We start from the raw sequence: 23,528 nt of genomic DNA on the forward strand, positions 1-23,528 counted from the left end.
CGCGGTGGTCCGCCTGCGGCGGGCAACGTCAACATCAACATCCAAAGCGGCTCTGGGTTGCTGATGGTTGGGCGGGACGGGGGCGGCTGGCAGGACACGCCGTAAACCCATCCCTGGGGGCTCGATGGCGCCATCCATGGCGCCAACGGTCCTACCAGCCGCCCCCGTCCCACCTTCGACAGTTTCCCGGTGACGGTGGGCAAGAGCAGTGGTTGGTGACGAACTGATGGAAAAGAAGAAGGACGCGGCTTTCGCCGCGTCCTTTTTTTTTTGATGCTGCAGTGCCGTCTGTAGCCGAGCTATGCTCGGCTGCGAGCAAGCGAAGCGCGCGACCCGCTTTTGCTCTTCTTTCTTTCTTCCGTGGCGGGCGGCCGCAGGAAACTGTCGAAGGCAGGGTGGGTAGGCCGTGCAGGGGCGTGAGCCGCATGGATGCGGCGACCGAGCTTACAGGGACGTACTTGCAGCGTCCCCTGCACGGCCTACCCACCCTGCCAACCACATGACCCGCTCTTCGCGACCAACCGACCCGCCACGAGGGGCTCAGCCGTTGGCCGAAATCCTCACAGTTCCGAACGAATGCGCTCGCGCAGCGCCTGCAGATCCTTGGCAAACGCATCGATACCGGTCGCCAGCTTCTCGGTCGCCATCGGATCGGCGGCCAGATCCGCCGCGAACTTCGCCGCATCAATCGGGGTCACCGCCGCGCCATCGGCCGCACCGGCCACCAGCTTGCGCGGCAGCTCGCCGTGGTCGGCGTCCAGCTTCTCCAGCAGGTCCGGCGAGATCGTCAGGCGGTCGCAGCCGGCCAGCGCTTCGATCTGCGCGGTCGAACGGAACGAGGCGCCCATCACCACCGTCGGCGAACCGCGACGCTTGAATTCGGCGTACACGCCGCGCACGAACTTCACGCCCGGGTCTTCGTCGATGCTGGCCGGGGCCTGGCCGTTGGCCACGTACCAGTCCAGGATGCGGCCGACGAACGGCGAGATCAGGAACGCGCCGGCTTCGCTGCAGGCCAGCGCCTGGGTCGGGTTGAAGATCAGGGTCAGGTTGCAGTCGATGCCTTCGGCCTGCAGGATGCGCGCGGCTTCCACGCCTTCCCAGGTCGCGGCGATCTTGATCAGGATCTTCTCGCGCGGCACGCCGGCATCGGCATACATCTGGATGAACTGGCGGGCCTTGGCCACGGTGGCGGCGGTGTCGTGGGCCTGGTCGGCATCCACTTCGGTGGACACGCGGCCGGGCACCAGCGTGCTCAGCAGCGCGCCGACGCCGATGGTCAGGCGGTCGGCCACGGCATGCACCACGGCTTCGCGGTCGCCCGTCTGCTGCCGGCCCCAGGCCAGTTCGCGTTCGATCAGCTCGGCGTAGACCGGCAGGTCCAGCGCCTTCTTCACCAGGGTCGGATTGGTGGTGCAGTCCACCGGCTGCAGGCGCTTGATGGCCTCGTAGTCACCGGTATCGGCAACGACCACGGACAGTTCGCGCAGCTGGGACAGTTTGGACGGGGTACTCATTACGGCTCCTGGTGCAGGGGGATCGAATCGCGCGCGGTGCGCAGCGGTAATCAGGGGCGGTCGTTGTGGACCGCGGTCACGCGCAGGCGCAGCTTGCGGCCGCCGGGCGCGTTCCAGTCGATGCTCTGGCCGATTGAAAGGCCGAGCAGGGCACTGCCGACCGGGGCCAGCACGGAAACCTTGCCTTCATCGACGTTGGCTTCGCGGGGGAAGACCAGGGTCAGGACGTGCTTCTCGCCCGACACTTCATCTTCGCACTCCACGCGCGAATGCATCATGACGATGCCTTCGGGAATCTGGTCCGGTGCCAGCACGGTGGCACGGTTGAGTTCTTCAGCAAGCGCGAGCGCGGCAGGCGTCTGGCTCAGCGCAGGGGATTCGAGCATGGCGTCCAGGCGGTCCATGTCGAAGGTGGAAACGGTGATCGACGGCGGCAGGCCGCTGGCGGTACTCATGGTGAAGCTCCTTGGTTGAAAGCCATGCAAAAGGCGGCACCTGCTGGCGCCGCCTGTCTGTATTGTGGGGACAAATGCGGCCGGAATCGACTCCTGCCGATTCCAGGCCGGTGCTGCGGGGGTTCAGCCGTTCAGCGCGGGGCCGGGCAGGGCGGCAGTGTCGCCGGCGGCGTTGACCGCCTCCAGGGTGAACAGCGCCTGCGGCAGGCGCTTGAACTGGTCGGCCAGCTCCATCAGGAAGTCGTTCATGGCCGAACTGCGGCGCCAGATCATGGCGATGCGGCGGCTGGGACGGCCTTCGCCGGTGAAGTCGAGCAGGCGGATGTTGTTCGAGCGCGGGACCGGCGGCTGCACTGACAGGCTCGGCAGCAGGGTGATGCCGACGTCGGCGGCGACCATCTGCCGCAGGGTTTCCAGGCTGGTGGCGCGGAACTCGGACTTCTCGTTGGCGCCGAACAGGCGGCAGACCTCCAGTGCCTGGTCGCGCAGGCAATGCCCGTCTTCCAGCAGCAGCAGCTTCTGCGTGGCCAGTTCCTGCACGTCCAGGTGTTCGCGACGGGCCAGCGGGTGGCGCCCGGAAACGGCCAGCAGGAACGGTTCCTCGAACAGGAACTCGGCATGCAGCTGGTCGTCGATCACCGGCAGGGCCAGCAGCGCGGCGTCCAGCTTGCCTTCGCGCAGGCGGTCCAGCAGCACATCGCTCTTTTCCTCGACCAGCAGCAGTTCCAGCTCCGGGAAGCGATCGCGGATGCGCGGGATCACATGCGGCAGCAGGTACGGGCCGAGGGTCGGGAAGATCCCCAGGCGCACCGTACCGGCTTCCGGGTCGCGGCTGCGTCGCGCCGCTTCCTTCAGCTGTTCCACTTCGGACACGATCACACGCGCCCGTGCCGCCGCTTCCTGGCCGGCCGGGGTCAGCATCACCTTGCGCGGTGCGCGTTCCACCAGTGGCAGGCCCAGCTCTTCTTCCAGCTTGCGGATCTGCGTGGACAGCGTGGGCTGGCTGACGAAGCATGAGGCGGCAGCCCGGCCGAAATGCTTGTGGTCGGCCAGGGCTACCAGGTACTTCAGATCACGTAGGTTCATCCTTACACCCCAGGGGTAACGGACCGGCTGACGGCGTGGTTACCCGACAGGCAGACAAAGTTCCCGGTGATCTGGGAACGGTGGATCAGGCCGCTTCAGCAACGGCACCGCTGCTGTTGCTCACCGACGAGCGGATCAGGTGGTCGAACGCGCTCAGTGCGGCGGTTGAGCCGGCGCCCATGGCGATGATGATCTGCTTGTAGGGTACCGTCGTGCAATCGCCAGCGGCGAACACACCCGGCAGGTTGGTCTGGCCGCGGTCGTCGATGACGACCTCGCCACGCGGCGACAGCGCCACGGTGTCCTTCAGCCACTCGGTGTTGGGCAGCAGGCCGATCTGCACGAAGATGCCTTCCAGCTCGACGCGGTGGGCGTCGCCGCCGACGCGGTCCTTGTAGACCAGGCCGGTGACGCGGCTGCCGTCGCCCAGCACTTCAGTGGTCTGCGCGCTGGTCAGCACGGTGACGTTGCCGAGGCTGCGCAGCTTCTTCTGCAGCACTTCATCGGCGCGCAGGCTGGAATCGAACTCCAGCAGGGTCACATGCGACACGATGCCGGCCAGGTCGATGGCCGCTTCCACGCCGGAGTTGCCGCCGCCGATCACCGCCACGCGCTTGCCCTTGAACAGCGGGCCATCGCAGTGCGGGCAGTAGGCCACACCCTTGTTGCGGTACTGGTCCTCGCCCGGCACATTCATCTGCCGCCAGCGCGCGCCGGTGGACAGGATCACCGAACGCGACTTCAGCACCGCGCCGTTTTCCAGCTGCACCTGCACCAGGCCGTCTTCACCGGCTGGCACCAGCGCACTGGCGCGCTGCAGGTTCATGATGTCCACCTCGTACTCGCGCACGTGCTGTTCCAGCGCCGTGGCCAGCTTCGGGCCTTCGGTCTCCTTCACCGAAATGAAGTTCTCGATCGCCATGGTGTCCAGCACCTGGCCACCGAAACGCTCGGCGGCGATGCCGGTGCGGATGCCCTTGCGTGCGGCGTAGATTGCCGCTGCAGCGCCGGCCGGGCCACCGCCCACCACCAGAACGTCGAAGGCGTCCTTGGCAGCGATCTTCTCGGCATCGCGCTTGCTGGCATTGGTATCCAGCTTGGCCACGATCTGCTCGAGGGTCATGCGGCCCTGGTCGAACACTTCACCGTTGAGGTACACGGTCGGCACCGACATGATCTCGCGCTTCTCGACTTCGTCCTGGAACAGGGCACCGTCGATGGCCACGTGCTGGATGCGCGGGTTGAGCACCGCGGCCAGGTTCAGGGCCTGCACCACGTCCGGGCAGTTCTGGCAGGACAGCGAGAAGTAGGTTTCGAAGCGGTAGTCGCCTTCCAGGTTCTGCACCTGCTCGATCAGCTCGGCGGTGGCCTTGGACGGATGACCGCCCACCTGCAGCAGTGCCAGCACCAGCGAGGTGAACTCGTGGCCCATCGGCAGGCCGGCGAAGGTCAGGTGGATGTCCTGGCCCGGGGTGCCCAGGTCGAACGAGGGCACGCGGCCCTGGCCGTCGCGCAGCACCTGCAGCGAGATCTTGTCCGACAGGCTGTCCAGGGTCTGCAGCAGTTCCAGCATTTCCTGCGACTTGGCGCCATCGTCGGCGTGCGCGGTGATCTGGATCGGGCGGGTCACGCGCTCCAGATAGGTCTTCAGCTGCGACTGCAGGTTGGCGTCCAACATCGGGTCTTCTCCTGGCTTCAGGCAAACAGGGGGCGTGGCACCGCTGTAGAAGGTAGCGGACCAGCAGGGGGTAGGGGTGAACCCAAGACAGCGGCCGTGGAAGGGGCTGGCTGGCCAAAGCGAGCGGGCGTTGGCTGTCTTGGGTTCACCCCCACGCCGGCGGGGGGACCGGCACGGGGATGAAGGGCGCACCGTGGCGTGGGGCCACGGCAGGCCGGTACTGCGTTAGATCTTGCCGACCAGGTCCAGCGACGGGGTCAGGGTCTTCTCGCCTTCCTTCCACTTGGCCGGGCAGACCTGGTTCGGGTTGGCGGCGGTGAACTGGGCAGCCTTCAGCTTGCGCAGGGTCTCGGCGACGTCACGGGCGATCTCGTTGGAGTGGATCTCCAGGGTCTTGATCACGCCTTCCGGGTTGATGATGAAGGTGCCGCGCAGGGCCAGGCCTTCCTCTTCAATGTGCACGCCGAAGGCGCGGGTCAGCTGGTGGGTCGGGTCGCCGACCAGCGGGAACTGGGCCTTGCCGACGGCCGGCGAGGTTTCGTGCCACACCTTGTGCGAGAAGTGGGTGTCGGTGGTGACGATGTAGACCTCGGCGCCGGCCTTCTTGAACTCGGCGTAATGGTCAGCCGCGTCCTCGATCTCGGTCGGGCAGTTGAAGGTGAAGGCGGCCGGCATGAAGATCAGGACGGACCACTGGCCCTTCAGGCTGTTGTCGGAAACCTTGATGAACTCGCCATTGTGGTAAGCGTTGGCTTCGAACGGCTGGATCTGGGTGTTGATGAGGGACATCATTTTTCCTCTGGTGAAGGGGAGTGGGTGAATCGACAGGACCTAGGTTACCGATTCGCTTGCGATAAGAACAATCCATTGATTGCATCTATTTGATAGATGTAGTCTATCAAAGTGCCATGAGCAGGCACTGAATCTTGCCGTTCCCATCGTGCAACTGCCTGTGTGACAAGGGAAATCGTCCTGAGCGGGTGAAGAGGGCTGATAGCCCCTCCTTATGCCCTCTGGCGAAACCTGAACGGATTCCAGCTTTTCCAGAGCCGAGCCCATGCTCGGCTGGGGGTGGAGCAGCCGAGCATGGGCTCGGCTCTACAATTGCGGAATGTCTTTCCAAACCGAACCCACCCTGCGCCAGATCGTGGCCGATGCCAGCGCCCGCCTGGGCGGCATCGAAGCCCGCCACGAGGCTGAACTGCTGCTGCTGCACGTACTGGACCGCCCGCGCAGCTGGCTGTTCGCCCACGCCACCGATCCGCTGGCCGCCAATGACCAGGCCGCCTTCGAGGCGTTGCTGGCCCGCCGCGTGGCCGGTGAGCCGGTGGCCTACCTGACCGGCCGCCGCGGATTCTGGACGCTGGACCTGGAGGTCGACCCGGCCACGCTGATCCCGCGCCCGGAAACCGAGCTGCTGGTCGAGTTGGCACTGGAGCGCCTGCCGCAAGACCAGTCGCTGCAGCTGGCCGACCTGGGCACCGGCAGTGGTGCGATTGCACTGGCACTGGCCAGCGAACGGCCGCAGGCGCAGGTGCTGGCCACCGATGCCAGCCCGGGCGCGCTGGCCGTGGCCGCGCGCAACGCGGCCCGCCATGAACTGCGCAACGTCCGCTTCGCCGAGGGCGGGCACGACTGGTATGCGCCGCTGCAGGGCGCGCGCTTCGACCTGATCGCCAGCAACCCGCCGTATATCGCCAGCGACGATCCGCATCTGGAACAGGGCGACCTGCGTTTTGAACCGGCTACCGCGCTGGCCTCCGGCGTGGATGGCCTGGATGACATCCGTCGCATCGTCGACGGTGGCCAGGCCCACCTGCTGCCCGGCGGCTGGTTGCTGATCGAGCACGGTTGGGACCAGGGCGAGGCGATCCGCGCGCTGTTCGACGCTGCTGGTTTCACCGAGGTGCAGACCGTGCAGGATTTGGAGCAGCGCGACCGCATCACCCTGGGTCGGCGTCCGGCCTAGAATGGAGGTTCTCCTGCCCCGGCAGGGCATCACCCTGGAGCTGCAAGCATGCGTACGCTGCACCCCGCCATCACCCCCTACGACGTCGGCACCCTGAAGGTCGACGACCGCCACACGCTGTACTTCGAACAGTGCGGCAACCCGGACGGCAAGCCGGTGGTGATGCTGCACGGTGGCCCGGGCGGCGGCTGCAGCGACAAGATGCGCCAGTTCCATGACCCCTCCAAGTACCGCATCATCCTGTTCGACCAGCGTGGCGCCGGCCGTTCCACCCCGCACGCGGATCTGGTGGACAACACCACCTGGGATCTGGTGGCCGACATCGAAAAACTGCGCGAACACCTGAAGGTGGATCGCTGGCAGGTGTTCGGTGGCAGCTGGGGTTCGACCCTGGCACTGGCCTATGCCGAAACCCACCCGCAGCGCGTGACCGAACTGGTCCTGCGCGGCATCTTCATGCTGCGTCGCTGGGAGCTGGAATGGTTCTACCAGGAAGGCGCCAACCGCCTGTTCCCGGATGCCTGGGAGCACTACCTCAAGCCGATCCCGTCGGTGGAGCGTCATGACCTGATCTCGGCCTTCCACCGCCGCCTGACCAGCGAAGACGAGACCACCCGCCTGGAAGCAGCCAAGGCCTGGGCGGTGTGGGAAGGCGCGACCAGCTTCCTGCATGTCGATGATGACTTCATCAACAGCCACGAAGACCCGCATTTCGCGCTGGCGTTTGCCCGCATCGAGAACCACTACTTCGTCAACGGCGGTTTCTTCGAAGTGGAAGACCAGCTGCTGCGTGACGCGCACCGCATCGCCGATATTCCCGGCGTGATCGTGCACGGCCGCTACGACGTGGTCTGCCCGCTGGCCAACGCCTGGGACCTGACCAAGGTCTGGCCGAAGGCCAAGCTGGAGATCACACCGGCCTCGGGCCATTCGGCGTTCGAGGCCGAGAACGTGGACGCGCTGGTACGCGCCACCGATAGTTTTGCCTGATACCCACGGGGTCAGAGCCCTTTCCCACGGAAAGGGCTCTGACCCCGGTCCGGAACCCCATCCACGCATGGCGTGGATCTACCACAGCCTGGTAGTGCCGGCCGCTGGCCGGCAACCGGGAAACGGTTGGATCGCGCAGACGCCGACCAGCGGCCGGCGCTACCAATCGCCGGCCAGCAAGGCGTCAGCCAGCACCTGCAGCTTTGGCGAATGCTGGCGCGACGGCGGGTAGATCAGCGACAGTTCGCGGCTGCGGCCTTCGAACGGCTGCAGCACGCGCTGCAGCCGGCCATCGGCCAGCGCGTCGGCCACCGCGAAATCCATCACCTGCACGATGCCGATGCCGGCGATGGCCGCTTCCACCAGCGGATCGCCGCTGTCGAATACCATGCGCGTCGGTGGCGTGACCTCGCGCAGTTGCCCGTCCTGCAGGAACTGCCAGTCCACCAGCCGGCCACTGCGCAGGTTGCGCACCGCCAGGCAGGCATGATCCTGCAGCGCGGCCACATCGTCCGGTGCGCCACAGCGGGCCAGATAGCCCGGGCTGGCCACCGTCACCCAGCGCAGCGGCCGCAATGGCCGCGCAACAATGCGCTGGTCGGCGATGACGCCGGTGCGCAGCGCGGCATCGAAGCCTTCCTCGACCAGATCGACCAGGCGGTCGCTGAGCACGGCTTCCACCTGCAGCTGCGGATGCCGTTGCAGCAACGGTGCCAGCATCGGCACCAGCACCTTGCGCCCGAACATCGACGGCGCACTGATCTTCAACGTGCCTGAGGGCGTGCACGGGCGATCGGCCAGCTGCCGCTCGGCATCGTCCAGGCCGGCCAGCAGCGGTGCCACCTGTTCCACGAACTGGCGGCCATCCGGGGTCAGCGCCACGTTGCGGGTGTTCCGCTGCAGCAGCTTCACCCCCAGCGATACTTCCAGCCGCCCGACCGCACGCGACAGGCCGGACTGGCTCAGGCCCAGCTGGCCGGCGGCCACGGTGAAACTGCGGGCTTCGGCCACCTGCACCAGCATGCGCACCGCATTGAGGTCCATCGAGGCTGCATTCATGCGGAAAATCATGACAGAAATGGCGGGTAGGGGGTTTGTTGATTCGGCCGCATCAATGAGACTGCGCTCCCCCACCAATCCAGACCGCCGATGCCTCCCCTCAAATACCCGCGCTGGGCGCTGACCCTGCTGGCCACCGCGCAGCTGATCATCGCCCTGGATGCCACCATCATCTTCGTCGCCCTGCACGACATGGGGCGCGCGCTGCAGATCAATGCGCAGCAGCTGCAATGGGTGGTCAGTGCCTACACCGTCGCCTTCGGCGGCAGCCTGCTGCTGGGAGGCCGTGCCGCCGACCTGATCGGCCGCCGCCGTTTCTACCGGCTGGGCATGCTGCTGTTCGCACTGGCGTCGCTGCTCGGTGCGCTGGCACCGAATGCCACCCTGCTGATCATCGCGCGCGCCGCGCAGGGCGTCGGTGCGGCCCTGCTGTTCCCCGCCACGCTGGCACTGATCAACACGCTGTACGCCGAAGGCCCGGTGCGCAACCGCGCGCTGGCGATCTGGAGCATGGCCAGCGCGGTGGGCCTGGCGCTGGGCACGCTGCTGGGTGGCGTGCTGACCCAGGCGTTCGGCTGGCCGGCGGTGCTGGCTGTAATCGTGCCGCTGGCCACCGCTTGTGCGGTCGCTGCTGGTGCGTGGCTACCGGCCGACGGCCCGCAGGTGCGAGGCCGCTCCTTCGACCTGGCCGGTTGCCTCACCGTCACCGCCGGCGGCAGCCTGCTGGTCACCACCCTGGTGCAAGGGCCGGAGTGGGGCTGGACGGCGCCGGCCACGCTCATCTGCCTGCTGCTTTCAGCGGTACTGCTCACGGTGTTCGTGCAGATCGAAAAGCGCAGCCGTGACCCGCTGATGCAGTTTTCGCTGTTGCGCCTGCCGGGCCTGCGCGCGGCACTCGGCCTGACCTTCGCCTTCATGAGCAGCTATGGCGTGCAGTACTACTTCCTGGCGCTCTACTTCCAGGATGGCTACGGCTGGAGCCCGCTTCAGGCCGGCATGGCGTTCCTGCTGCCGACATTGGTGTGCACCTTCGGCATCCGTATTGCCGAACGCATGCTGCGGCGCCGTTCGCCACGGCAGGTACTGGCCTGGGGCTTCGCCGCTGGTGCCATCGGCATTGCCGCGGTGGCGCTGGCGATGCCGCATGGCGCCAGCTACTGGCCGCTGCTGCCGGGCATCGTGGTGCTGAGCGTGGGCCAGGGCATGAGCTGGACAGCAATGTGGATCGTGGCCGGCCAGGGTGTGCCGGGGCCGCAGCAAGGCGTCGCGTCTGGCATGGCGGCCACCGCCCAGCAGATCGGTGGCGCTTTGGGATTGGCGGTACTGGTGATGATCGCCAACGCCGCGCGTGGCGCGCAGGCGGCAACGAGTCCAGGTGCCCTGCAGGGCATGGTCAATGCACAGTACGGCGCCGCGCTGTTCGCCGCGCTCGGCGTGGTCATCGCGCTGGGCCTGCGCCCGGCGCCGGTAGACTCGGCTGCAACTACCTGCCTGAGCAACGAAGCATGATTGCGCTGCTGGACCTGCGACAGACCCTGCACGCCTTCGCAGCCTGCAACGATGATGATGAGGTGTACGGCTCCTTCGGTTGGGTGCACGCCACCGATGACGACCTGCTGCAGGCGCGCTTCTGGTTGCCACCCGATGAGGATGCCGCCTTCGATGAGGAGAGCGAGGTGCCGGTCGAAGCGCGCGTGCTGGGCCTGGGCACGTTCCTGGAACCTGCGACGTTTGCGGATGTGCTCGACGTGCAGAAGCGGCAGCGTCCGTTGTCTTCGTTGCACGACTACGCGCAGGCGCTGGCGTACTACGCCGAGTACGACGCGTTCCAGCAGGTGGAAGGCGTTGACGAGGCACTGGGTGAAGCGGAAGCTGCGGAACAGGTGGCTGCGCGCGAGGCAGGTGTGGGCACAGGCATCTTCGCGTCCTTCGATCTGGCGTTGAACGCGTGCCCGGAGGTGCGGATCAAAGCTGCAGCCCAACGCGTGGCGCGGCTGCTGGAGATTCCGGTGGGCGATGCATTGGCGCGCTGCCGCGCGTTGCCGTTGCTGCTGGGCGAAGCCCTGGACCGCAACCGCGCGCAGGCGATCAAGGATCAGTTCGAAGCGATCGGTGCGACCGTGCAGGTATACGGGTTCAAGCCGTTCCCGTGGATGGAGGCTCCAACGTTGCGGTAGTGCCGGCCTCTGGCCGGCAATGCAATGATCCAACTACCCTGAGGTTGCCGGCCAACGGCCGGCACTACCGATCAGGAATGGATCCACGCGCGTTCAACCGAACGCCAGCAACTGAGGCTGCAATGCGCGGAAGATCCGCGCCAGCCGCTCCGCCCATGCCTGCTGCCCGGCCACATCGGCAATCAGGTCCTGGCGGATTTCCAGTTCCACGTGCACCAGTCCACGGCCTTCGCCATGCACCGGCACCGCGTAGTCGCTGGTGCTGCTTACCGAATACGGTTCGTTGTCACCCACCACCAGGTCGCCCTCGTCGCGCAGTGCGTGCAGCAGCGCATGCGCAAAGCGCGTGTCCTGGTGGTAAAGCACGCCGGCATGCCACGGACGCTGCGTGCCGTTCATCGCCGGGGTGAAGCTGTGCATCATCACCAGCAGGGTGGGGCGGCCGGCATCGCGGCGTGCATCAAGCTCGGCGTCGATGCGCGCGTGGTAGGGCGCGTGGATCGCATCGATGCGCTGCTGGCGCTGCGCTGCCGACAGCCCGGCATTGCCTGGCACCACGGTGTGGTCGCTCACTTCCGGAATCAGCGTTGGCGACACCAGCGGGCGGTTGCAGTCGATCAGCAGCCGCGAATAGGTCTGTTCGATCGCCCAGGCATCCAGCCGTTCGGACAGTGCACGGGTGGTGCCGGCAATGCCGATGTCCCAGCCGATATGGCGGTCCAGTTCGGCCTGCGGCAAGCCCAGGCCTGCAAGGGCACGCGGCACCTGCTGGCCGGCATGATCGGCCAGCAGCAGGAACGGCGAGGCGCCCTGCGGCCGGTGGATCGTGTGGATCGCCGGGTCGTCTGTGCCCAGAAGCGCAGGCAGCGCGTGCAGATCGGCGTCAGCCACGCGGGCGTCCATCCAGGTGGTGCTCGATCATCCACAGTCCGGCCCACAGCTTGGCGTCCAGCTCGTAGCCTTCGCCCATCTTCTGCACCAGCCACGCGGCGGCCTGCGCGCGCGGAATCTCATGCACGATGATGTCTTCGCTGTCGTCACCACCGCCCTCACCAACGCGGCGCAGGCCGGTGGCACGCACGAAGGCGATCTTCTCGCTGCTGGCGCCGGAGGAGGTCGGGCCTATCAGCAGCACTTCGGCGTGATCGGCGGTCCAGCCGGTTTCTTCTTCCAGTTCGCGCACGGCCGAAACTTCGATCGATTCGCCTGCATCGATGTCGCCGACCAGGCCGGCCGGCATCTCGATGGTGGGCGCCTGCAGCGGTACGCGGAACTGTTCGACGAACAGCACGTTGTCGTCAGGGGTGACCGCGATGATGATCGCCGCCAGGCCACCGGCATGGGTACGCTCGCTGTATTCCCAGGTGCCTCGCACCAGCATGCGCTGGTACTTGCCTTCATAGACGACGCGCGGGGCTTCGGTATTGCGCTGGCTCATGCGGGCTCGCTGTGGGTGGGAAGAATATCGGGCACGCCGGCGGCATCGAACAGCCGGCGGCGGGTCATCGGGCCGAAGCGCAGGGTCTGGCAGATGCCGCCGAGCAGCTCGGGATCGGCGTTCTGGCGCAGCAGGCCGGGCTGGCTGCCTTCCAGCGGCGCGTCCAGCGCGATGGTGGTGAGCTGGCGCCAGAGCAGGGCGTGCTCGCGCTGCTCGCGCAGGCGCACTGCCATCTGTGCGGCGCCGCGCAGGCGCAGGAACGGCACTTCGTCCAGGCGTTCGTACAGCACATCCATGCTGCCGAAATGGGCCAGCAGCACGGCGGCGGACTTGCTGCCGACACCACTGACACCGGGAATGTTGTCCACCGCGTCGCCACACAGCGCCAGGTAATCCGCGATCTGGTGCGCATGCACGCCATGTCGTGCCTTCACCCCGGCCACGTCCCAGCGCTGGTTGCGTGCGTAGTCCCACTGTTCGTCGTGGTCCAGCAGCAGCTGCGACAGGTCCTTGTCGGCGGAGATGATCACACCGCGGTGGCTGCCACGATGCACATGCAGGGCGCTGCCGATCAGGTCATCGGCCTCGTATTCATGGTGGGCCAGAACGGCAAGGCCCAACGCCGCGCACAGCGCCTTGCAGTGCACGAACTGGCGCTTGAGCGCCTCCGGCGCCGGGTCGCGGTTGGCCTTGTAGGCGGGGTACAGACGGTGGCGGAAGCCACTGTCCAGCGCTTCGTCGAAGGCGATGGCGATGTGACGCGGGCGCTCGCGCTCCAGCAGGTCCAGCAGGAAGCGGGCGAAGCCGTGCACGGCATTGGTCGGCCAGCCCTGCGCATCCTGGAACTGATCCGGCAGCGAGTGCCAGGCGCGGAACACGTAGATGCTGGCGTCGACCAGGTACAGCGACGGCGGTGGTACCGGCAGGGTCATGCCGGTGGCGTCCAGTCGCGCAGCAGGGCGGCCGGATCCGGACGCTCGCGCTCGGGCACAGCGGCCTTCGGCGTGCCGATATGGATGAAACCGGCGATGCCTTCGCCCTCGGCCAGGCCCAGGTAGGCGTGCACGGCGGGGTCGAAGGCCATCCAGGCGGTCAGCCACTGCGCGCCGAAGCCCAGCGCCTGTGCGGCCTGCAGCAGGGCGAAGCAGACGCAGCCGGCGGTCATCAGCTGTTCCTGCTCGGGCACCTTCGGGTCCGGGCGCGGGCTGGCCACCACCACGATCACCAGCGGCGCATGGCTGAAACGCTGGCGGTCCTTCTCGAATACCGCCTCGCCGGCATGCGGGTCGCGCTGGCGGCTGCGCTCGGCCAGGAAGTCGCCCAGAGTGTGACGTGCATCGCCGGCGATCTTCAGGAAGCGGAACGGCACGCGCTTGCCGTGATCGGGCACGCGCACTGCCGAAGCCAGCATCCGCTGCAGGGTGGCCGGATCCGGGCCGGGCTCGGCCAGTTGCCGCGAAGGCACGGAGCGGCGGGCATCCAGGGCAAGCAGGGCAGCGGGGTCGGGCATGGAGTCTGAACCGGTCATCACGGGTGTTTGATTATAGTCGGGGTGGTCAATGACGCCGTCTGTGTCGCGTCCTGCCCCTGAATATCAAACTGTGATGAACATCATGCCACTGGCGGGAAAGGGACGACCGCTTCCTCTCGCCTCGTGGGCCTCGCACGGCTTACGATATCTATCTTGCCGGGCCGCCGGTCATGAGGTTTGAAGTGAGGACTGTTTCACTGTCCGTGACGGGCTGGCCGGCCTACCATCGACGTACCGGTACATGGGGTGTACCGGCCGTCGCGATGTCCATGCTGTCTGTCGTACCAGAGAAGGTGGGGAGCCTTCCCGAATGATGAGCGCGCCCACACCGATGGGATCGCCGGGCCGTGACCCGGCCCAGCTTCAGCGTGCCCGGGACATGGTCCTGCCGGCGCTGTGCCAGGCTTTCGGGGCCGCACTGGCGCGTTTCGACGATGCGCTGTTCGACCGGGCCGGCAATGCAGGTTCGTCGCAGCTGCTGTTCCTGGATGCGATGCGCGAGCTGCGCCGCCGCCGTGAGGACATCGCCGCCGCCTTCGCCGGCCACCTGCAGCGGGCCTGGGATGCACTGGCCAGTGGCGAGCCGCTGTCGGCCGAAGCCACCCTGTCCGGGCCGGCCGAGGATGGCCTGAGCCTGCTGGCTGAACATGTACTGGAGTCGCGGTTGGCGGTGCGCAATTTCGCCACCGTGCTGCTGCGCGACTTCAAGCCGGTGCTGGCGCGGCTGGACCGGCGCCTGGGCCGCTTGATCGGCGGCGCCGAGCTGGATGCCGACCACAACCCGGTCAGCCCCGAACACCTGGGCGTGGCCATCCATGAGGCCTTTGCCGGCTGCGAGCTGGCGCCGGAAGTGCACCTGGTGCTCATCAAGCTGTGCGAGCGCGACCTGCGCGCGCCGGTGGGTCGTATCTACGAGAAGCTTGACGAGCAGCTGGCCGCCGCTGGCGTGATGTCGCAGATGGGGGCGCCGCGGCGTCCGCTGTCGGCCGCGCCCGACCCGCGCATGGCGCCGGGCGCGGACGATCTGGTCGAGCCGCGCCACGCGGCGGGCTTCGAATCCGACTTCAGCGATGATGAACAGGCCGCACCGGCCTGGGCGCAGCGCTTTGCCGCGCGCTGGTCCGAGCGGCGTGGCCACATGCAGCAGCACCTGGGCGCCGAAGACGGCGACACCGGCGAGGCCCATGCGGGCCAGCAGGGCATGCTGCTGGAGGCGCTGCACGAACTGCTGCAGCAGACCCGCCACGTGCGCGAGGACGCGACGTCGGCCGCACAGGTGGCGATCGGCCAGCAGCGTCCGCTCAGCCAGCGCGAGATGATGTCGGTGCTGTCGCTGCTGCAGGCCACGCCCAGTGCGACGCTGCGTGCGGCCATCGGCGAGGATGGCGAATCCCTGGCGCAGCGGCTGAAGAGTGAAGTGCTGTCCAGCGCCACCCGTCTCGGCGTCGATCCTGGCCAGACCCGGCTGGACCCGCAGGACGAGGACGCGATTGATCTGGTCGGCATGCTGTTCGATGTGATGCTGGACGAACGCGAGCTGGAAGGTCGCTCGCGCGAGCTGATCGGCCGCCTGGTCGTGCCCTTCGTCAAGGTCGCGATGCTCGACCGCCGCATGTTCGTGCAGAAGACCCACCCGGCACGCAAGCTGCTCAACTCGCTGGCCGAGGCCTGCGAAGGCAACACTGGCGAAAGCCAGGCCGAGCGGATGCTGATGGCCAAGGTCGAGGAGATCATCGAGCGCCTGGTCGCCGAGTTCAACGAGAACCTGGCGATCTTCCTGACCCTGGAAGAAGAATTCCGCGAGTTCCTCGTGCAGCACCGCCGCCGCGTGGAAATCGCCGAGCGCCGCGCCGCCGAAACGCAGCGCGGCCAGGAAAAGCTGGAAATGGCCCGCAGCCGGGCCGGTGCCGAACTGGACCGCCGCATCGGCGATGCCACCCTGCCGCCGGCCATCGCCGGGTTCCTGCGCCAGCCATGGCAGCACCACCTGACCCTGGCGCTGCTGCGTGAGGGCGAGGAGGGCGCGTCGGTGACCGAGGCACTGAGCCTGGGCGACGGCCTCCTGGAGGAAGTGGCCGAGGCCCGCCGCCAGATCGTCGGCAAGCCGTGGCTGCAGGCCTGGCAGCCGGTGCTGGCCAAGGTGTTCGCCAGCGTGGGCGTGCACGGCGATGCCGCCACCGGTGCCATCGACGCCCTGCATGACACCCTGCAGGGCATTGCCGAATCGCGGCCGGAACTGCAGCGCGCGCTGCCGGAGCTGCCACAGGTTGCCTTGCCGGCGCCGCCGGTGGCTGAATCGCCGGCGGTGGAGTTGAGCGGCCAGATCGATGCCGATGATTTCGACAATGCCGATGCCGATCGCTTCCGCCGCATGGAAATCGGCAACTGGCTGGACTTTGTCGACAAGGACGGCAAGGTGCAGGCCGGCAAGCTGTCCTGGGTCAGCCCGATTTCCTCGCGCCTGCTGTTCGTCAACCGCCGCGGCGTGCGCTTCTGCGTGGCTTCGCCGGAGGAGCTGGCGGTGATGGTGCGGCTGGGACGGCTGCGTGCGCACGTGGATGACGGTGCCTTCGACAGCGCGATGCAGGGTGTGATCGATCGGCTGGACCCGGGCAGCGCAACACTGCACTGAGCCGTGGCCGCCTGCTAGGATCGGGAAAACTCACCGATCAGCGGGGACCTGCATGGCCGTGGCGTTGCTGGGGATCAAAGAGACCGCGCCGGGCGAACGGCGCGTGGCGTTGACGCCGGAAACCGCGCGCAAGCTCGGCGCCCTGGGCATCACTGTCTGGTACGAGCCCGGTGCTGGACTGGCCGCGGGTTTCACCAATGCAGCGTATGACGATGCTGGTGCCCGCGCGTTCGATGCCAGCCGCTGGGCCGAAATCGACATCCTGTTGTGCGTGCAGGCGCCCGCTGCGACGGTGCTGGAGCAGCTCAAGCCCGGTGCCAGCGTGGTTGGCCTGCTGGCACCGGCCACCGATCCGGCGCTGGCCGCATTGGCGGCCAATGACCGCCTGCAGGTGTTCCCGCTGCAGCAGCTGCCGCGCACCACCCGTGCGCAGGCGATGGACGTGCTCAGTTCGCAGGCCGGCATGGCCGGCTACAAGGCCGCGCTGATCGCCGCCGAACGCGCACCACGCTTCTTCCCGATGCTGACCACCGCTGCCGGCACCGTGCGGCCGGCCAAGGTGCTGGTGATCGGTGCTGGCGTGGCCGGACTGCAGGCCATTGCCACCGCGCGCCGGTTGGGCGCACAGGTGGAAGGTTTCGACGTGCGCCCGGAAACCCGCGAGCAGATCCAGTCGCTGGGCGCGCGCTTCCTGGACCTGGGGGTGAGCGCGGCCGGCGAGGGCGGCTATGCGCGCGCGCTGACCGACGAGGAGCGCGCCGAGCAGCAGCGTCGGCTGGCCGACCACCTGCGCGGTGTGGATGTGGTGATCTGCACGGCGGCGGTACCGGGGCGCCCGGCACCCACCATCGTCACTGCCGCAATGGTGGAAGGCATGGCCACCGGCAGCGTGATCGTGGACTTGGCGGCCGAGAGCGGCGGCAACTGCGCACTGACCCAGCCGGGGCAGTGCATCGAGCATCAGGGTGTGACCATCGATGGCCCGCTGGGCCTGGCCAGCCGCGGCGCGACCCAGGCCAGCGAGATGTATGCGCGCAACCTGCTGAACTTCGTCGCGCTGTTCGTGCACGAGGGGCAGCTGGCGTTCGACTGGGAAGACGAGCTGCTGGCGAAGACGCGCTGGCTGGCGTGAGTCGGTAGATCCACGCCATGCGTGGATGAACGGCCCCGTGTGCGGACCAAGGTCCGCACCCACCCTGCGGATGCCAGCGTTACCGCGGCTTCGCCGGCGGTGGGTTGTCGCGCACCCAGTCCTTTCGCTGTTCCGGCGTCATCTGCGACCAGCGCTCGCGCAGTGCGTCGCGCTGCGCGGGGGGCAGTTCCCGCATCTGGCCGAACAGGGCCCGGGCCTGCTCACGCTGTTCCGGGCTCATGTGCTCGAAGCGGCGCAGGCCACGGCGGGCCTTGTCGCGTTCCTCAGGGCTCATCGTCTGCCAGCGCTGGCCGTGCGAGAGCATGCGCTGGCGCTGGCCGGCATCGGCGCTGTTCCAGCGGTCGCGCAGCGGCGCCAGCAGCGATTCCCGCTGAGCTTCGCTCAACTGTTCCCAGGCCGGCAGCGGCGTGGCCGGCGCAGGGCGTGCCGCAGGGGCGGGCGCGGCGCTCTGCGCCAGCGCCGGGAGGACCGGCAGCAGCAACAGAGTCATCAGCAGGGGCAGGGTGTGCAGTCGGGACATGATTCACTCCATCGCCAGGTCGGTATCGCCCAGCCACAGGTACAGATCGGGATTTTCGTCGTAGAGCGCGCTGTTGTCTTCCACCGAGGCAAGCACAGGTGCCGGCGCCGGGCCCGTCAGCGTGTCATGGCCAGTGAACTGCAGGCCGATACCCAGCGCCACCACCAGCGAACAGGCACTGGCCAACCACCAGCGCCAGCGCCCGCGATGGGCGGCCGTGGCGCCGTGGCGAGCCTGGCGCAGCCGGGCCAGCGTTGCCGGCGACAGCGCGTGCAGCGACTGCGCGTGCAGGCTGCGCAGGGTGTCATCGGAAGGCAGGGAGCGGTTCACGGGTGGATCTCCAGGTAATCCTGCAGCGCCTGGCGGGCGCGTGCCAGATGGGTTTTTACCGCGCCTTCGCTGCAGCCCATGGCGCGGGCGGTGGTAGCCCCGTCCAGGTCCTGCAGCACGCGCAGGGTGAAGGCCTCGCGCTGGCGGGCGGGCAGGCGGCGCAACGCGTCCACCAGCTGCTGGTACTGCTGGCGCTGTTCATGCGCCTGTGCCGGGTCCGGGCCGGGATCGGCCCAGTCGATCTCGCCGCCTTCCGCATCCTGGTTGTCGCGCCAGAACGGCAGGCGGAAGCGGCGCCGGCGCTGCACGTCGATCACGCGCCGGCGCAGGATGCTCCAGAACAGCGGCGCCCATTCGGCAGCCGGCTTGTCGGCGTAGTCCAGCATGCGCAGCAGCGCGTCCTGCACCGCGTCCATGGCGTCTTCGCGCTGGCGCAGGCCGGCCTCGGCGAAGCGGAACGCACGCGGGCCAACACTGGCCAGGAACGCTTCCAGCGATGCTGGCAGTGCATCGGTCTCGGCGCTCGGGGGGACGGGGCTGCTCACCAGCACAGGGTACGGTTCCTCGCTCGGGGTCACCATCGACAACGCGTGAGTGCGGCTTCGGTTGACGCCGGGTGCGCACCGGGTTCAGCCCATGGTTATGATGGGACGACGAAGACAGAGCGGGAGCGTTGCCAGTGAGTGACGGGTTCGTGGCGCTGTACATCTTCATGCTGGCGGCCATCGCCGGCCACGTGATCATTTCGCGGGTGCCGGTGATCCTGCATACCCCGCTGATGTCGGGCTCCAACTTCATCCACGGCATCGTGCTGATCGGCGCGATGGTGGTGCTGGGGCACGCGCAGACACCGCTGGAAAAAGCCCTGGGCTTCCTCGCCGTGGTGCTCGGTGCCGGCAACGCCGCCGGTGGCTACGTGGTCACCGCGCGCATGCTGGAAATGTTCAAGCCGAGCGCGCCCAAGGGCGGCAAGGACGAGCCGAAGGAGCCGCAGGCTTGAACATCAGCACCGTCGAACTGCTCGATTGGCTGGTCAAGGCCAGCTACCTCGTCGCCGCCACGCTGTTCCTGCTGGGCCTGCAGCGCATGGCCTCGCCGCTGACCGCGCGCAGCGGCATCCGCTGGGCCGGGCTGGGCATGCTGCTGGCCACGGTGGCGACCTTCTTCCTTCCCGAACTGCACAACGTGCCGCTGATTCTGGTGGCGCTGCTGCTGGGCGCGGGCCTGGCCTGGTGGTCGGCCGGCAAGGTTGCCATCACCGACATGCCGCAGATGGTGGCGCTGTACAACGGCATGGGCGGTGGCTCGGCGGCGGCCATCGGTGCAGTGGAACTGCTGCGCTACGCCTTCCTTGCCAATCGCGATACCAGCCACTGGAGTGCGCAGGCGCTGGCCGAGCTGGCCGCGCGCCAGCCGTCGGGCATGGTGCTGCTGCTGGCGGTGGTCGGCGCGGCGATCGGTGCGGTGTCGCTGTCCGGCTCGGTGATTGCCTGGGCCAAGCTGGATGGCCGGCTGGACAAGCGCGTGACCTGGCCCGGCCAGCAGGTGATGAACCTGCTGGTGGCACTGGCGGTGGTGGTGCTGGCGATCATCGCGGCCAGCACGCTCAACACCTGGGCGATCGTTGCCTTCTTCGTGCTGGCGCTGGCGCTGGGCGTGCTGATGACGCTGCCGATCGGTGGCGCCGACATGCCAGTGGTGATCTCGCTGTACAACGCCTTCACCGGCCTGGCGGTGTCGTTCGAAGGCTACGTGCTGGGCAACGAGGCGTTGATCATCGCCGGCATGATGGTCGGCGCGGCCGGCATCCTGCTGACCCGGTTGATGGCCAAGGCGATGAACCGGCCGATCCGTAACGTGTTGTTCTCCAACTTCGGCGGTGGTGCTGGCGGGGAAGCGCAGGCGATCAGCGGTTCGCAGAAGCCGATCGAGGCGTCGGATGTCGCGGCGATGATGGCCTACGCCGAGCGCGTGGTGATCGTGCCTGGATACGGCATGGCCGTGGCGCAGGCCCAGCACAAGATATGGGAACTGGCGCAGCGGCTGGGCCAGCGCGGGGTCAAGGTGAAGTTCGCGATCCACCCGGTGGCCGGGCGCATGCCTGGGCACATGAACGTGCTTCTGGCCGAGGCGGGCGTGCCCTACGACCTGATCGCCGACATGGACGACATCAACCCGGAGTTCGCCAACACCGACGTGGTGCTGGTGATCGGTGCCAACGACGTGGTCAATCCGGTGGCACGCACCGACCCGGCCAGCCCGATCTACGGCATGCCGGTGCTGGACGTGGTCAATGCGCGCAACGTGGTGGTGATCAAGCGCGGCAAGGGCACTGGTTTTGCCGGCATCGAGAATGCGCTGTTCTATGCCGACAACACCCGCATGCTGTACGGCGATGGTGCGGAAGCGGCAGCGTCGCTGGTGAGCGAACTGAAGGCGCTCGACGGCGGGCATTGAGGCCGGCTGCATCCGGTGGGTGCGGACCTCGGTCCGCACGCTCTTGCCGGCCAGCGGCCGGCACTACCCTCCCATCCACGCATGGCGGGATCTACCCGCGCATCCCCGGTAGCGCCGGGCCATGCCCGGCGGGCGCAGCAAGCGGCACGCTCAGCGCGCCAGCCAGGCACCCACGGCGACACCCACGGCCAGCCAAAGCCATTCCACGGCGCCATTGGCCAGGGTGATCAGGGTCCAGGCCAGGTGCGGGCCCATGCGCAGGCTGGCGTCCCACAGGTCCAGCCCGATCGAGCCGCCCATCCAGGCGCTGGCGATGGCCCAGTTGGCCACGGCGGCCACCAGCAGGGTGCCCAGTACGACCAGGGCAATGCGCAGCCGGCCCGGGCCCAGCGTGCCCATGCGCAGCATGAACACCAGTTCCAGGGCGGTCAGTACCGCCATCCAGCCGACCTGCCGGCCGGTCATCAGCGCCAGCACCATCCAGGCAAGGGGAGCAACAACCAGACCCAGCAACAGCATGATGGGCCAGAGCCAGGTCACGGTCCTGGCACGCGCGGCATTGGAGGACATCGAAGCTCCCTGAAGATCAGCCACAGGATACTGTGGTTTGCCGCAGTGCACCGGCGGCCGCAGGGCGGCTGGGCTAGAATGCCGTCTTGCGTGGCCCCGGCCACGGCCCCATATCGGTCCCCATGTATTCCCGTAGCAGCGAACCTGTCCACTTCGAACGCGATTGCGAGGCCGTGATGGTCCCGCAGGGCGACACCGTGACCCTGCCCGCCGGCAGCTATGGGTACATCACCCAGGCGCTGGGCGGCAGTTATTCGGTGTTCGTCGAGGGCAACCTGTTCCGCATCGCCGGCAAGGATGGCGACGCCATCGGCAAGGAGGCGCCGGCACCGCTGGAACTGCCGGCCGACGCCACTGATGAACAGGTGGAACAGCTGGTATGGCAGCAGCTGCGCACCTGCTTCGATCCGGAAATTCCGGTCAATATCGTCGAACTCGGCCTGGTTTACGAGGTTGAGATCAAGCACCTGGATGAAGGCCAGCGCGAGATCGACGTGAAGATGACCCTGACCGCACCGGGCTGCGGCATGGGCGACATCCTGGTCGACGACGTGCGCAGCAAGCTTGAAATGATCCCGACGGTGGCCGAGGCCGACGTCGACCTGGTGTTCGACCCGCCGTGGAACCAGCACATGATGTCCGAGGCGGCCCGGCTCGAGACCGGCATGCTTTGACCCAGGGCCCGCAGTGACGCGGGCCCGGCACTACCCGCAACCAGAACAGGAATCCTCCGGTGTCCCAGTCCATCCCCAGCTTCGCCGTCACCCGTTCGGACCACCCGCGCAGCGCTGAAGAGCGCGCCCAGATCCTTGAGAAGCCGGGCTTCGGCCTGCATTTCACCGATCACATGGTGGAGGTGCGCTGGGACAAGGATGCCGGCTGGCACAACGCCAACGTGCGTGCCTACGGTCCGCTGCAGCTGGATCCGGCCGCAGCCGTGCTGCACTACGGTCAGGAAATCTTCGAAGGCATCAAGGCCTACCGCCATGCCGATGGCTCGATCTGGACCTTCCGTCCGGATGCCAACGGCCGCCGCCTGCAGCGTTCGGCACAGCGCCTGGCGCTGCCGGAACTGCCGGTGGAGATCTTCGTCGAATCGCTGAAGCAGCTGATCGCCGTGGACAGTGCCTGGGTGCCGTCGGCTGATGAGTCCAGCCTGTATTTCCGTCCGTTCATGATTGGCGATGAAGCCTTCCTTGGCGTGCGCGGCGCGCACAAGGCCGGTTACTACGTCATCGCCAGCCCGGCCGGCCCGTACTTCGCCAAGGGCGTCGCCCCGGTGTCGATCTGGCTGTCCACCGAATACGCGCGCGCGGCCAAGGGCGGCACCGGCGCCGCCAAGTGCGGTGGCAACTATGCTGCCTCGCTGCTGCCGCAGCAGAAGGCGCAGGCGCAGGGCTGCTCGCAGGTGCTGTTCCTCGACCCGGTGGAAGGCAAGTACCTGGAAGAGCTGGGTGGCATGAACGTGTTCCTGGTCTACAAGGACGGCACGCTGGTGACCCCGGAACTGTCCGGCAGCATCCTCGAGGGCATCACCCGCGAGAGCATCCTGCAGCTGGCCCGCGACCGCGGCATGAAGGTCGAAGAGCGCAAGGTCACCATCGACGAGTGGAAGAACGGCGTGGCCTCCGGTGACATCGCCGAAGTGTTCGCCTGCGGTACCGCCGCGGTGGTCACCCCGATCGGCCAGCTGAAGGGCGAGGGCTTCTCGGTGGGCGATATCAACGCCCCGGCCGGCGAGGTGACCATGTCGCTGCGCAAGGAACTGACCGACATCCAGTACGGCCGCCTGCCGGACCGCCACAACTGGCTGGTCAAGCTGGGCTGATCGCCCGCGGTCAACTGTAGAGCCGAGCCCACGCTCGGCCGCTTTTCCGGAAAGCCCGTCCCAGTGACGGGCTTTCTGCGTTGTGGGCCCGCCCGCCAGACCGCAGCAGGTGATTGCTTGACGCAAATAGGTTTGCGA

General features: G+C 67.6%; 24 protein-coding genes. 10 read left to right on the top strand and 14 right to left on the bottom strand.

Annotation, left to right across the window (positions count from 1 at the left end):
* Positions 1 to 560 precede the first annotated feature (560 nt).
* The 5 genes from EZ304_RS13140 to ahpC form a co-directional block, all read right to left on the bottom strand.
* The gene (locus EZ304_RS13140; protein ID WP_142807292.1) at positions 561 to 1,517 is read right to left on the bottom strand and encodes a transaldolase; all 957 of its coding nucleotides are present in this window, start codon (positions 1,515 to 1,517) and stop codon (positions 561 to 563) included.
* Between the two features lie 50 nt (positions 1,518 to 1,567).
* On the bottom strand, positions 1,568 to 1,972 hold the full coding sequence (gene rnk, locus EZ304_RS13145; RefSeq protein WP_005408156.1) for a nucleoside diphosphate kinase regulator: 405 nt from the start codon (positions 1,970 to 1,972) through the stop codon (positions 1,568 to 1,570).
* Positions 1,973 to 2,095: 123 nt separating this feature from the next.
* Positions 2,096 to 3,058 carry a LysR substrate-binding domain-containing protein gene (locus tag EZ304_RS13150; RefSeq protein ID WP_049436468.1) on the bottom strand — a complete coding sequence of 321 codons (963 nt, stop codon included), beginning with the start codon at positions 3,056 to 3,058 and terminating at the stop codon, positions 2,096 to 2,098.
* Between the two features lie 85 nt (positions 3,059 to 3,143).
* Positions 3,144 to 4,736 carry an alkyl hydroperoxide reductase subunit F gene (ahpF, locus tag EZ304_RS13155; protein WP_099552741.1) on the bottom strand — a complete coding sequence of 531 codons (1,593 nt, stop codon included), beginning with the start codon at positions 4,734 to 4,736 and terminating at the stop codon, positions 3,144 to 3,146.
* 225 nt (positions 4,737 to 4,961) lie between these two features.
* Complete coding sequence (ahpC, locus tag EZ304_RS13160) at positions 4,962 to 5,525, bottom strand: alkyl hydroperoxide reductase subunit C (RefSeq protein WP_014036055.1); 564 nt, start codon at positions 5,523 to 5,525, stop codon at positions 4,962 to 4,964.
* Positions 5,526 to 5,847: 322 nt separating this feature from the next.
* Here ahpC and prmC point away from each other — a divergent pair, with 322 nt between their 5' ends.
* Positions 5,848 to 6,705 (top strand): peptide chain release factor N(5)-glutamine methyltransferase, encoded by an 858-nt coding sequence (prmC, locus tag EZ304_RS13165; RefSeq protein WP_099552740.1) that lies wholly within the window; start codon positions 5,848 to 5,850, stop codon positions 6,703 to 6,705.
* Between the two features lie 48 nt (positions 6,706 to 6,753).
* Positions 6,754 to 7,695: a prolyl aminopeptidase gene (gene pip / locus EZ304_RS13170; RefSeq protein WP_142807293.1), complete on the top strand. Its 942-nt coding sequence runs from the start codon at positions 6,754 to 6,756 to the stop codon at positions 7,693 to 7,695.
* A gap of 159 nt (positions 7,696 to 7,854) precedes the next feature.
* On the opposite strand, the gene EZ304_RS13175 is transcribed toward pip, so the two are convergent.
* Entirely contained in the window at positions 7,855 to 8,739 is an 885-nt protein-coding gene (locus EZ304_RS13175) for a LysR family transcriptional regulator (RefSeq protein ID WP_142808105.1), read from the bottom strand.
* 105 nt (positions 8,740 to 8,844) lie between these two features.
* Here EZ304_RS13175 and EZ304_RS13180 point away from each other — a divergent pair, with 105 nt between their 5' ends.
* Both EZ304_RS13180 and EZ304_RS13185 read left to right on the top strand, forming a co-directional pair.
* Positions 8,845 to 10,263, top strand: coding sequence for an MFS transporter (locus tag EZ304_RS13180; protein ID WP_142807294.1), 1,419 nt, complete (start codon positions 8,845 to 8,847; stop codon positions 10,261 to 10,263).
* Positions 10,260 to 10,931, top strand: a complete 672-nt coding sequence (locus EZ304_RS13185; RefSeq protein WP_142807295.1) for a DUF7716 domain-containing protein — start codon at positions 10,260 to 10,262, stop codon at positions 10,929 to 10,931. The genes EZ304_RS13180 and EZ304_RS13185 overlap by 4 nt, the downstream gene beginning before the upstream one ends.
* A 93-nt stretch (positions 10,932 to 11,024) precedes the next feature.
* On the opposite strand, the gene EZ304_RS13190 is transcribed toward EZ304_RS13185, so the two are convergent.
* From EZ304_RS13190 to EZ304_RS13205, 4 genes are read right to left on the bottom strand one after another with little or no spacing between them, the layout of a single operon-like run.
* Positions 11,025 to 11,822, bottom strand: a complete 798-nt coding sequence (locus EZ304_RS13190) for an N-formylglutamate amidohydrolase (RefSeq protein WP_142807296.1) — start codon at positions 11,820 to 11,822, stop codon at positions 11,025 to 11,027.
* Positions 11,815 to 12,369, bottom strand: coding sequence for an NUDIX hydrolase (locus EZ304_RS13195; protein WP_099552737.1), 555 nt, complete (start codon positions 12,367 to 12,369; stop codon positions 11,815 to 11,817). Before EZ304_RS13195 ends, EZ304_RS13190 begins: the two co-directional genes overlap by 8 nt.
* Positions 12,366 to 13,301 (bottom strand): 5'-3' exonuclease, encoded by a 936-nt coding sequence (locus EZ304_RS13200; RefSeq protein WP_142807297.1) that lies wholly within the window; start codon positions 13,299 to 13,301, stop codon positions 12,366 to 12,368. The genes EZ304_RS13195 and EZ304_RS13200 overlap by 4 nt, the downstream gene beginning before the upstream one ends.
* On the bottom strand, positions 13,298 to 13,879 hold the full coding sequence (locus EZ304_RS13205; protein WP_106550889.1) for a nitroreductase family protein: 582 nt from the start codon (positions 13,877 to 13,879) through the stop codon (positions 13,298 to 13,300). Before EZ304_RS13205 ends, EZ304_RS13200 begins: the two co-directional genes overlap by 4 nt.
* 331 nt (positions 13,880 to 14,210) lie before the next feature.
* On the opposite strand from EZ304_RS13205, the gene EZ304_RS13210 reads away from it, so the two are divergent.
* Together EZ304_RS13210 and EZ304_RS13215 are read left to right on the top strand one after the other, a co-directional pair.
* A complete protein-coding gene (locus EZ304_RS13210) occupies positions 14,211 to 16,532 on the top strand; it encodes a DUF1631 domain-containing protein (RefSeq protein ID WP_142807298.1) in 2,322 nt (773 codons plus the stop codon).
* A 52-nt stretch (positions 16,533 to 16,584) separates the two neighbouring features.
* Positions 16,585 to 17,664 carry an NAD(P) transhydrogenase subunit alpha gene (locus EZ304_RS13215; RefSeq protein WP_142807299.1) on the top strand — a complete coding sequence of 360 codons (1,080 nt, stop codon included), beginning with the start codon at positions 16,585 to 16,587 and terminating at the stop codon, positions 17,662 to 17,664.
* 79 nt (positions 17,665 to 17,743) lie between these two features.
* On the opposite strand, the gene EZ304_RS13220 is transcribed toward EZ304_RS13215, so the two are convergent.
* Genes EZ304_RS13220 through EZ304_RS13230 form a run of 3 tightly spaced genes read right to left on the bottom strand, consistent with a single transcriptional unit; the run spans position 17,744 to position 19,116 of the window.
* Entirely contained in the window at positions 17,744 to 18,205 is a 462-nt protein-coding gene (locus EZ304_RS13220) for a DUF3106 domain-containing protein (protein WP_142807300.1), read from the bottom strand.
* A gap of 3 nt (positions 18,206 to 18,208) precedes the next feature.
* Positions 18,209 to 18,535: a DUF3379 domain-containing protein gene (locus EZ304_RS13225; protein WP_142807301.1), complete on the bottom strand. Its 327-nt coding sequence runs from the start codon at positions 18,533 to 18,535 to the stop codon at positions 18,209 to 18,211.
* Positions 18,532 to 19,116: an RNA polymerase sigma factor gene (locus EZ304_RS13230; RefSeq protein ID WP_005408172.1), complete on the bottom strand. Its 585-nt coding sequence runs from the start codon at positions 19,114 to 19,116 to the stop codon at positions 18,532 to 18,534. Before EZ304_RS13230 ends, EZ304_RS13225 begins: the two co-directional genes overlap by 4 nt.
* A gap of 98 nt (positions 19,117 to 19,214) precedes the next feature.
* Between EZ304_RS13230 and EZ304_RS13235 the strand changes: the two genes are divergently transcribed.
* Both EZ304_RS13235 and EZ304_RS13240 read left to right on the top strand, forming a co-directional pair.
* Entirely contained in the window at positions 19,215 to 19,535 is a 321-nt protein-coding gene (locus EZ304_RS13235; RefSeq protein ID WP_005408173.1) for an NAD(P) transhydrogenase subunit alpha, read from the top strand.
* Positions 19,532 to 20,992: an NAD(P)(+) transhydrogenase (Re/Si-specific) subunit beta gene (locus EZ304_RS13240; RefSeq protein WP_142807302.1), complete on the top strand. Its 1,461-nt coding sequence runs from the start codon at positions 19,532 to 19,534 to the stop codon at positions 20,990 to 20,992. Before EZ304_RS13235 ends, EZ304_RS13240 begins: the two co-directional genes overlap by 4 nt.
* A gap of 150 nt (positions 20,993 to 21,142) precedes the next feature.
* Here EZ304_RS13240 and EZ304_RS13245 read toward each other — a convergent pair whose 3' ends face one another.
* The gene (locus EZ304_RS13245; protein ID WP_142807303.1) at positions 21,143 to 21,562 is read right to left on the bottom strand and encodes a hypothetical protein; all 420 of its coding nucleotides are present in this window, start codon (positions 21,560 to 21,562) and stop codon (positions 21,143 to 21,145) included.
* Positions 21,563 to 21,684: 122 nt separating this feature from the next.
* Between EZ304_RS13245 and sufT the strand changes: the two genes are divergently transcribed.
* Both sufT and EZ304_RS13255 read left to right on the top strand, forming a co-directional pair.
* On the top strand, positions 21,685 to 22,236 hold the full coding sequence (gene sufT / locus EZ304_RS13250) for a putative Fe-S cluster assembly protein SufT (RefSeq protein ID WP_012479222.1): 552 nt from the start codon (positions 21,685 to 21,687) through the stop codon (positions 22,234 to 22,236).
* Positions 22,237 to 22,295: 59 nt separating this feature from the next.
* Positions 22,296 to 23,390, top strand: a complete 1,095-nt coding sequence (locus tag EZ304_RS13255) for a branched-chain amino acid aminotransferase (protein ID WP_099552729.1) — start codon at positions 22,296 to 22,298, stop codon at positions 23,388 to 23,390.
* Positions 23,391 to 23,528: the final 138 nt, after the last annotated feature.

Origin of the sequence: Stenotrophomonas maltophilia, assembly GCF_006974125.1 — a bacterium.
In the GTDB taxonomy this organism is placed as follows: domain Bacteria; phylum Pseudomonadota; class Gammaproteobacteria; order Xanthomonadales; family Xanthomonadaceae; genus Stenotrophomonas; species Stenotrophomonas maltophilia_O.

Bases quoted from the DNA above. Each gene is read 5' to 3' on its own strand.
- EZ304_RS13140 (WP_142807292.1), bottom strand. From the start codon at position 1,517: ATGAGTACCCCGTCCAAACTGTCCCAGCTGCGCGAACTGTCCGTGGTC.
- rnk (WP_005408156.1), bottom strand. From the start codon at position 1,972: ATGAGTACCGCCAGCGGCCTGCCGCCGTCGATCACCGTTTCCACCTTC.
- EZ304_RS13150 (WP_049436468.1), bottom strand. From the start codon at position 3,058: ATGAACCTACGTGATCTGAAGTACCTGGTAGCCCTGGCCGACCACAAG.
- ahpF (WP_099552741.1), bottom strand. From the start codon at position 4,736: ATGTTGGACGCCAACCTGCAGTCGCAGCTGAAGACCTATCTGGAGCGC.
- ahpC (WP_014036055.1), bottom strand. From the start codon at position 5,525: ATGTCCCTCATCAACACCCAGATCCAGCCGTTCGAAGCCAACGCTTAC.
- prmC (WP_099552740.1), top strand. From the start codon at position 5,848: ATGTCTTTCCAAACCGAACCCACCCTGCGCCAGATCGTGGCCGATGCC.
- pip (WP_142807293.1), top strand. From the start codon at position 6,754: ATGCGTACGCTGCACCCCGCCATCACCCCCTACGACGTCGGCACCCTG.
- EZ304_RS13175 (WP_142808105.1), bottom strand. From the start codon at position 8,739: ATGGACCTCAATGCGGTGCGCATGCTGGTGCAGGTGGCCGAAGCCCGC.
- EZ304_RS13180 (WP_142807294.1), top strand. From the start codon at position 8,845: ATGCCTCCCCTCAAATACCCGCGCTGGGCGCTGACCCTGCTGGCCACC.
- EZ304_RS13185 (WP_142807295.1), top strand. From the start codon at position 10,260: ATGATTGCGCTGCTGGACCTGCGACAGACCCTGCACGCCTTCGCAGCC.
- EZ304_RS13195 (WP_099552737.1), bottom strand. From the start codon at position 12,369: ATGAGCCAGCGCAATACCGAAGCCCCGCGCGTCGTCTATGAAGGCAAG.
- EZ304_RS13200 (WP_142807297.1), bottom strand. From the start codon at position 13,301: ATGACCCTGCCGGTACCACCGCCGTCGCTGTACCTGGTCGACGCCAGC.
- EZ304_RS13205 (WP_106550889.1), bottom strand. From the start codon at position 13,879: ATGCCCGACCCCGCTGCCCTGCTTGCCCTGGATGCCCGCCGCTCCGTG.
- EZ304_RS13210 (WP_142807298.1), top strand. From the start codon at position 14,211: ATGATGAGCGCGCCCACACCGATGGGATCGCCGGGCCGTGACCCGGCC.
- EZ304_RS13215 (WP_142807299.1), top strand. From the start codon at position 16,585: ATGGCCGTGGCGTTGCTGGGGATCAAAGAGACCGCGCCGGGCGAACGG.
- EZ304_RS13220 (WP_142807300.1), bottom strand. From the start codon at position 18,205: ATGTCCCGACTGCACACCCTGCCCCTGCTGATGACTCTGTTGCTGCTG.
- EZ304_RS13230 (WP_005408172.1), bottom strand. From the start codon at position 19,116: ATGGTGACCCCGAGCGAGGAACCGTACCCTGTGCTGGTGAGCAGCCCC.
- EZ304_RS13245 (WP_142807303.1), bottom strand. From the start codon at position 21,562: ATGTCCTCCAATGCCGCGCGTGCCAGGACCGTGACCTGGCTCTGGCCC.
- sufT (WP_012479222.1), top strand. From the start codon at position 21,685: ATGTATTCCCGTAGCAGCGAACCTGTCCACTTCGAACGCGATTGCGAG.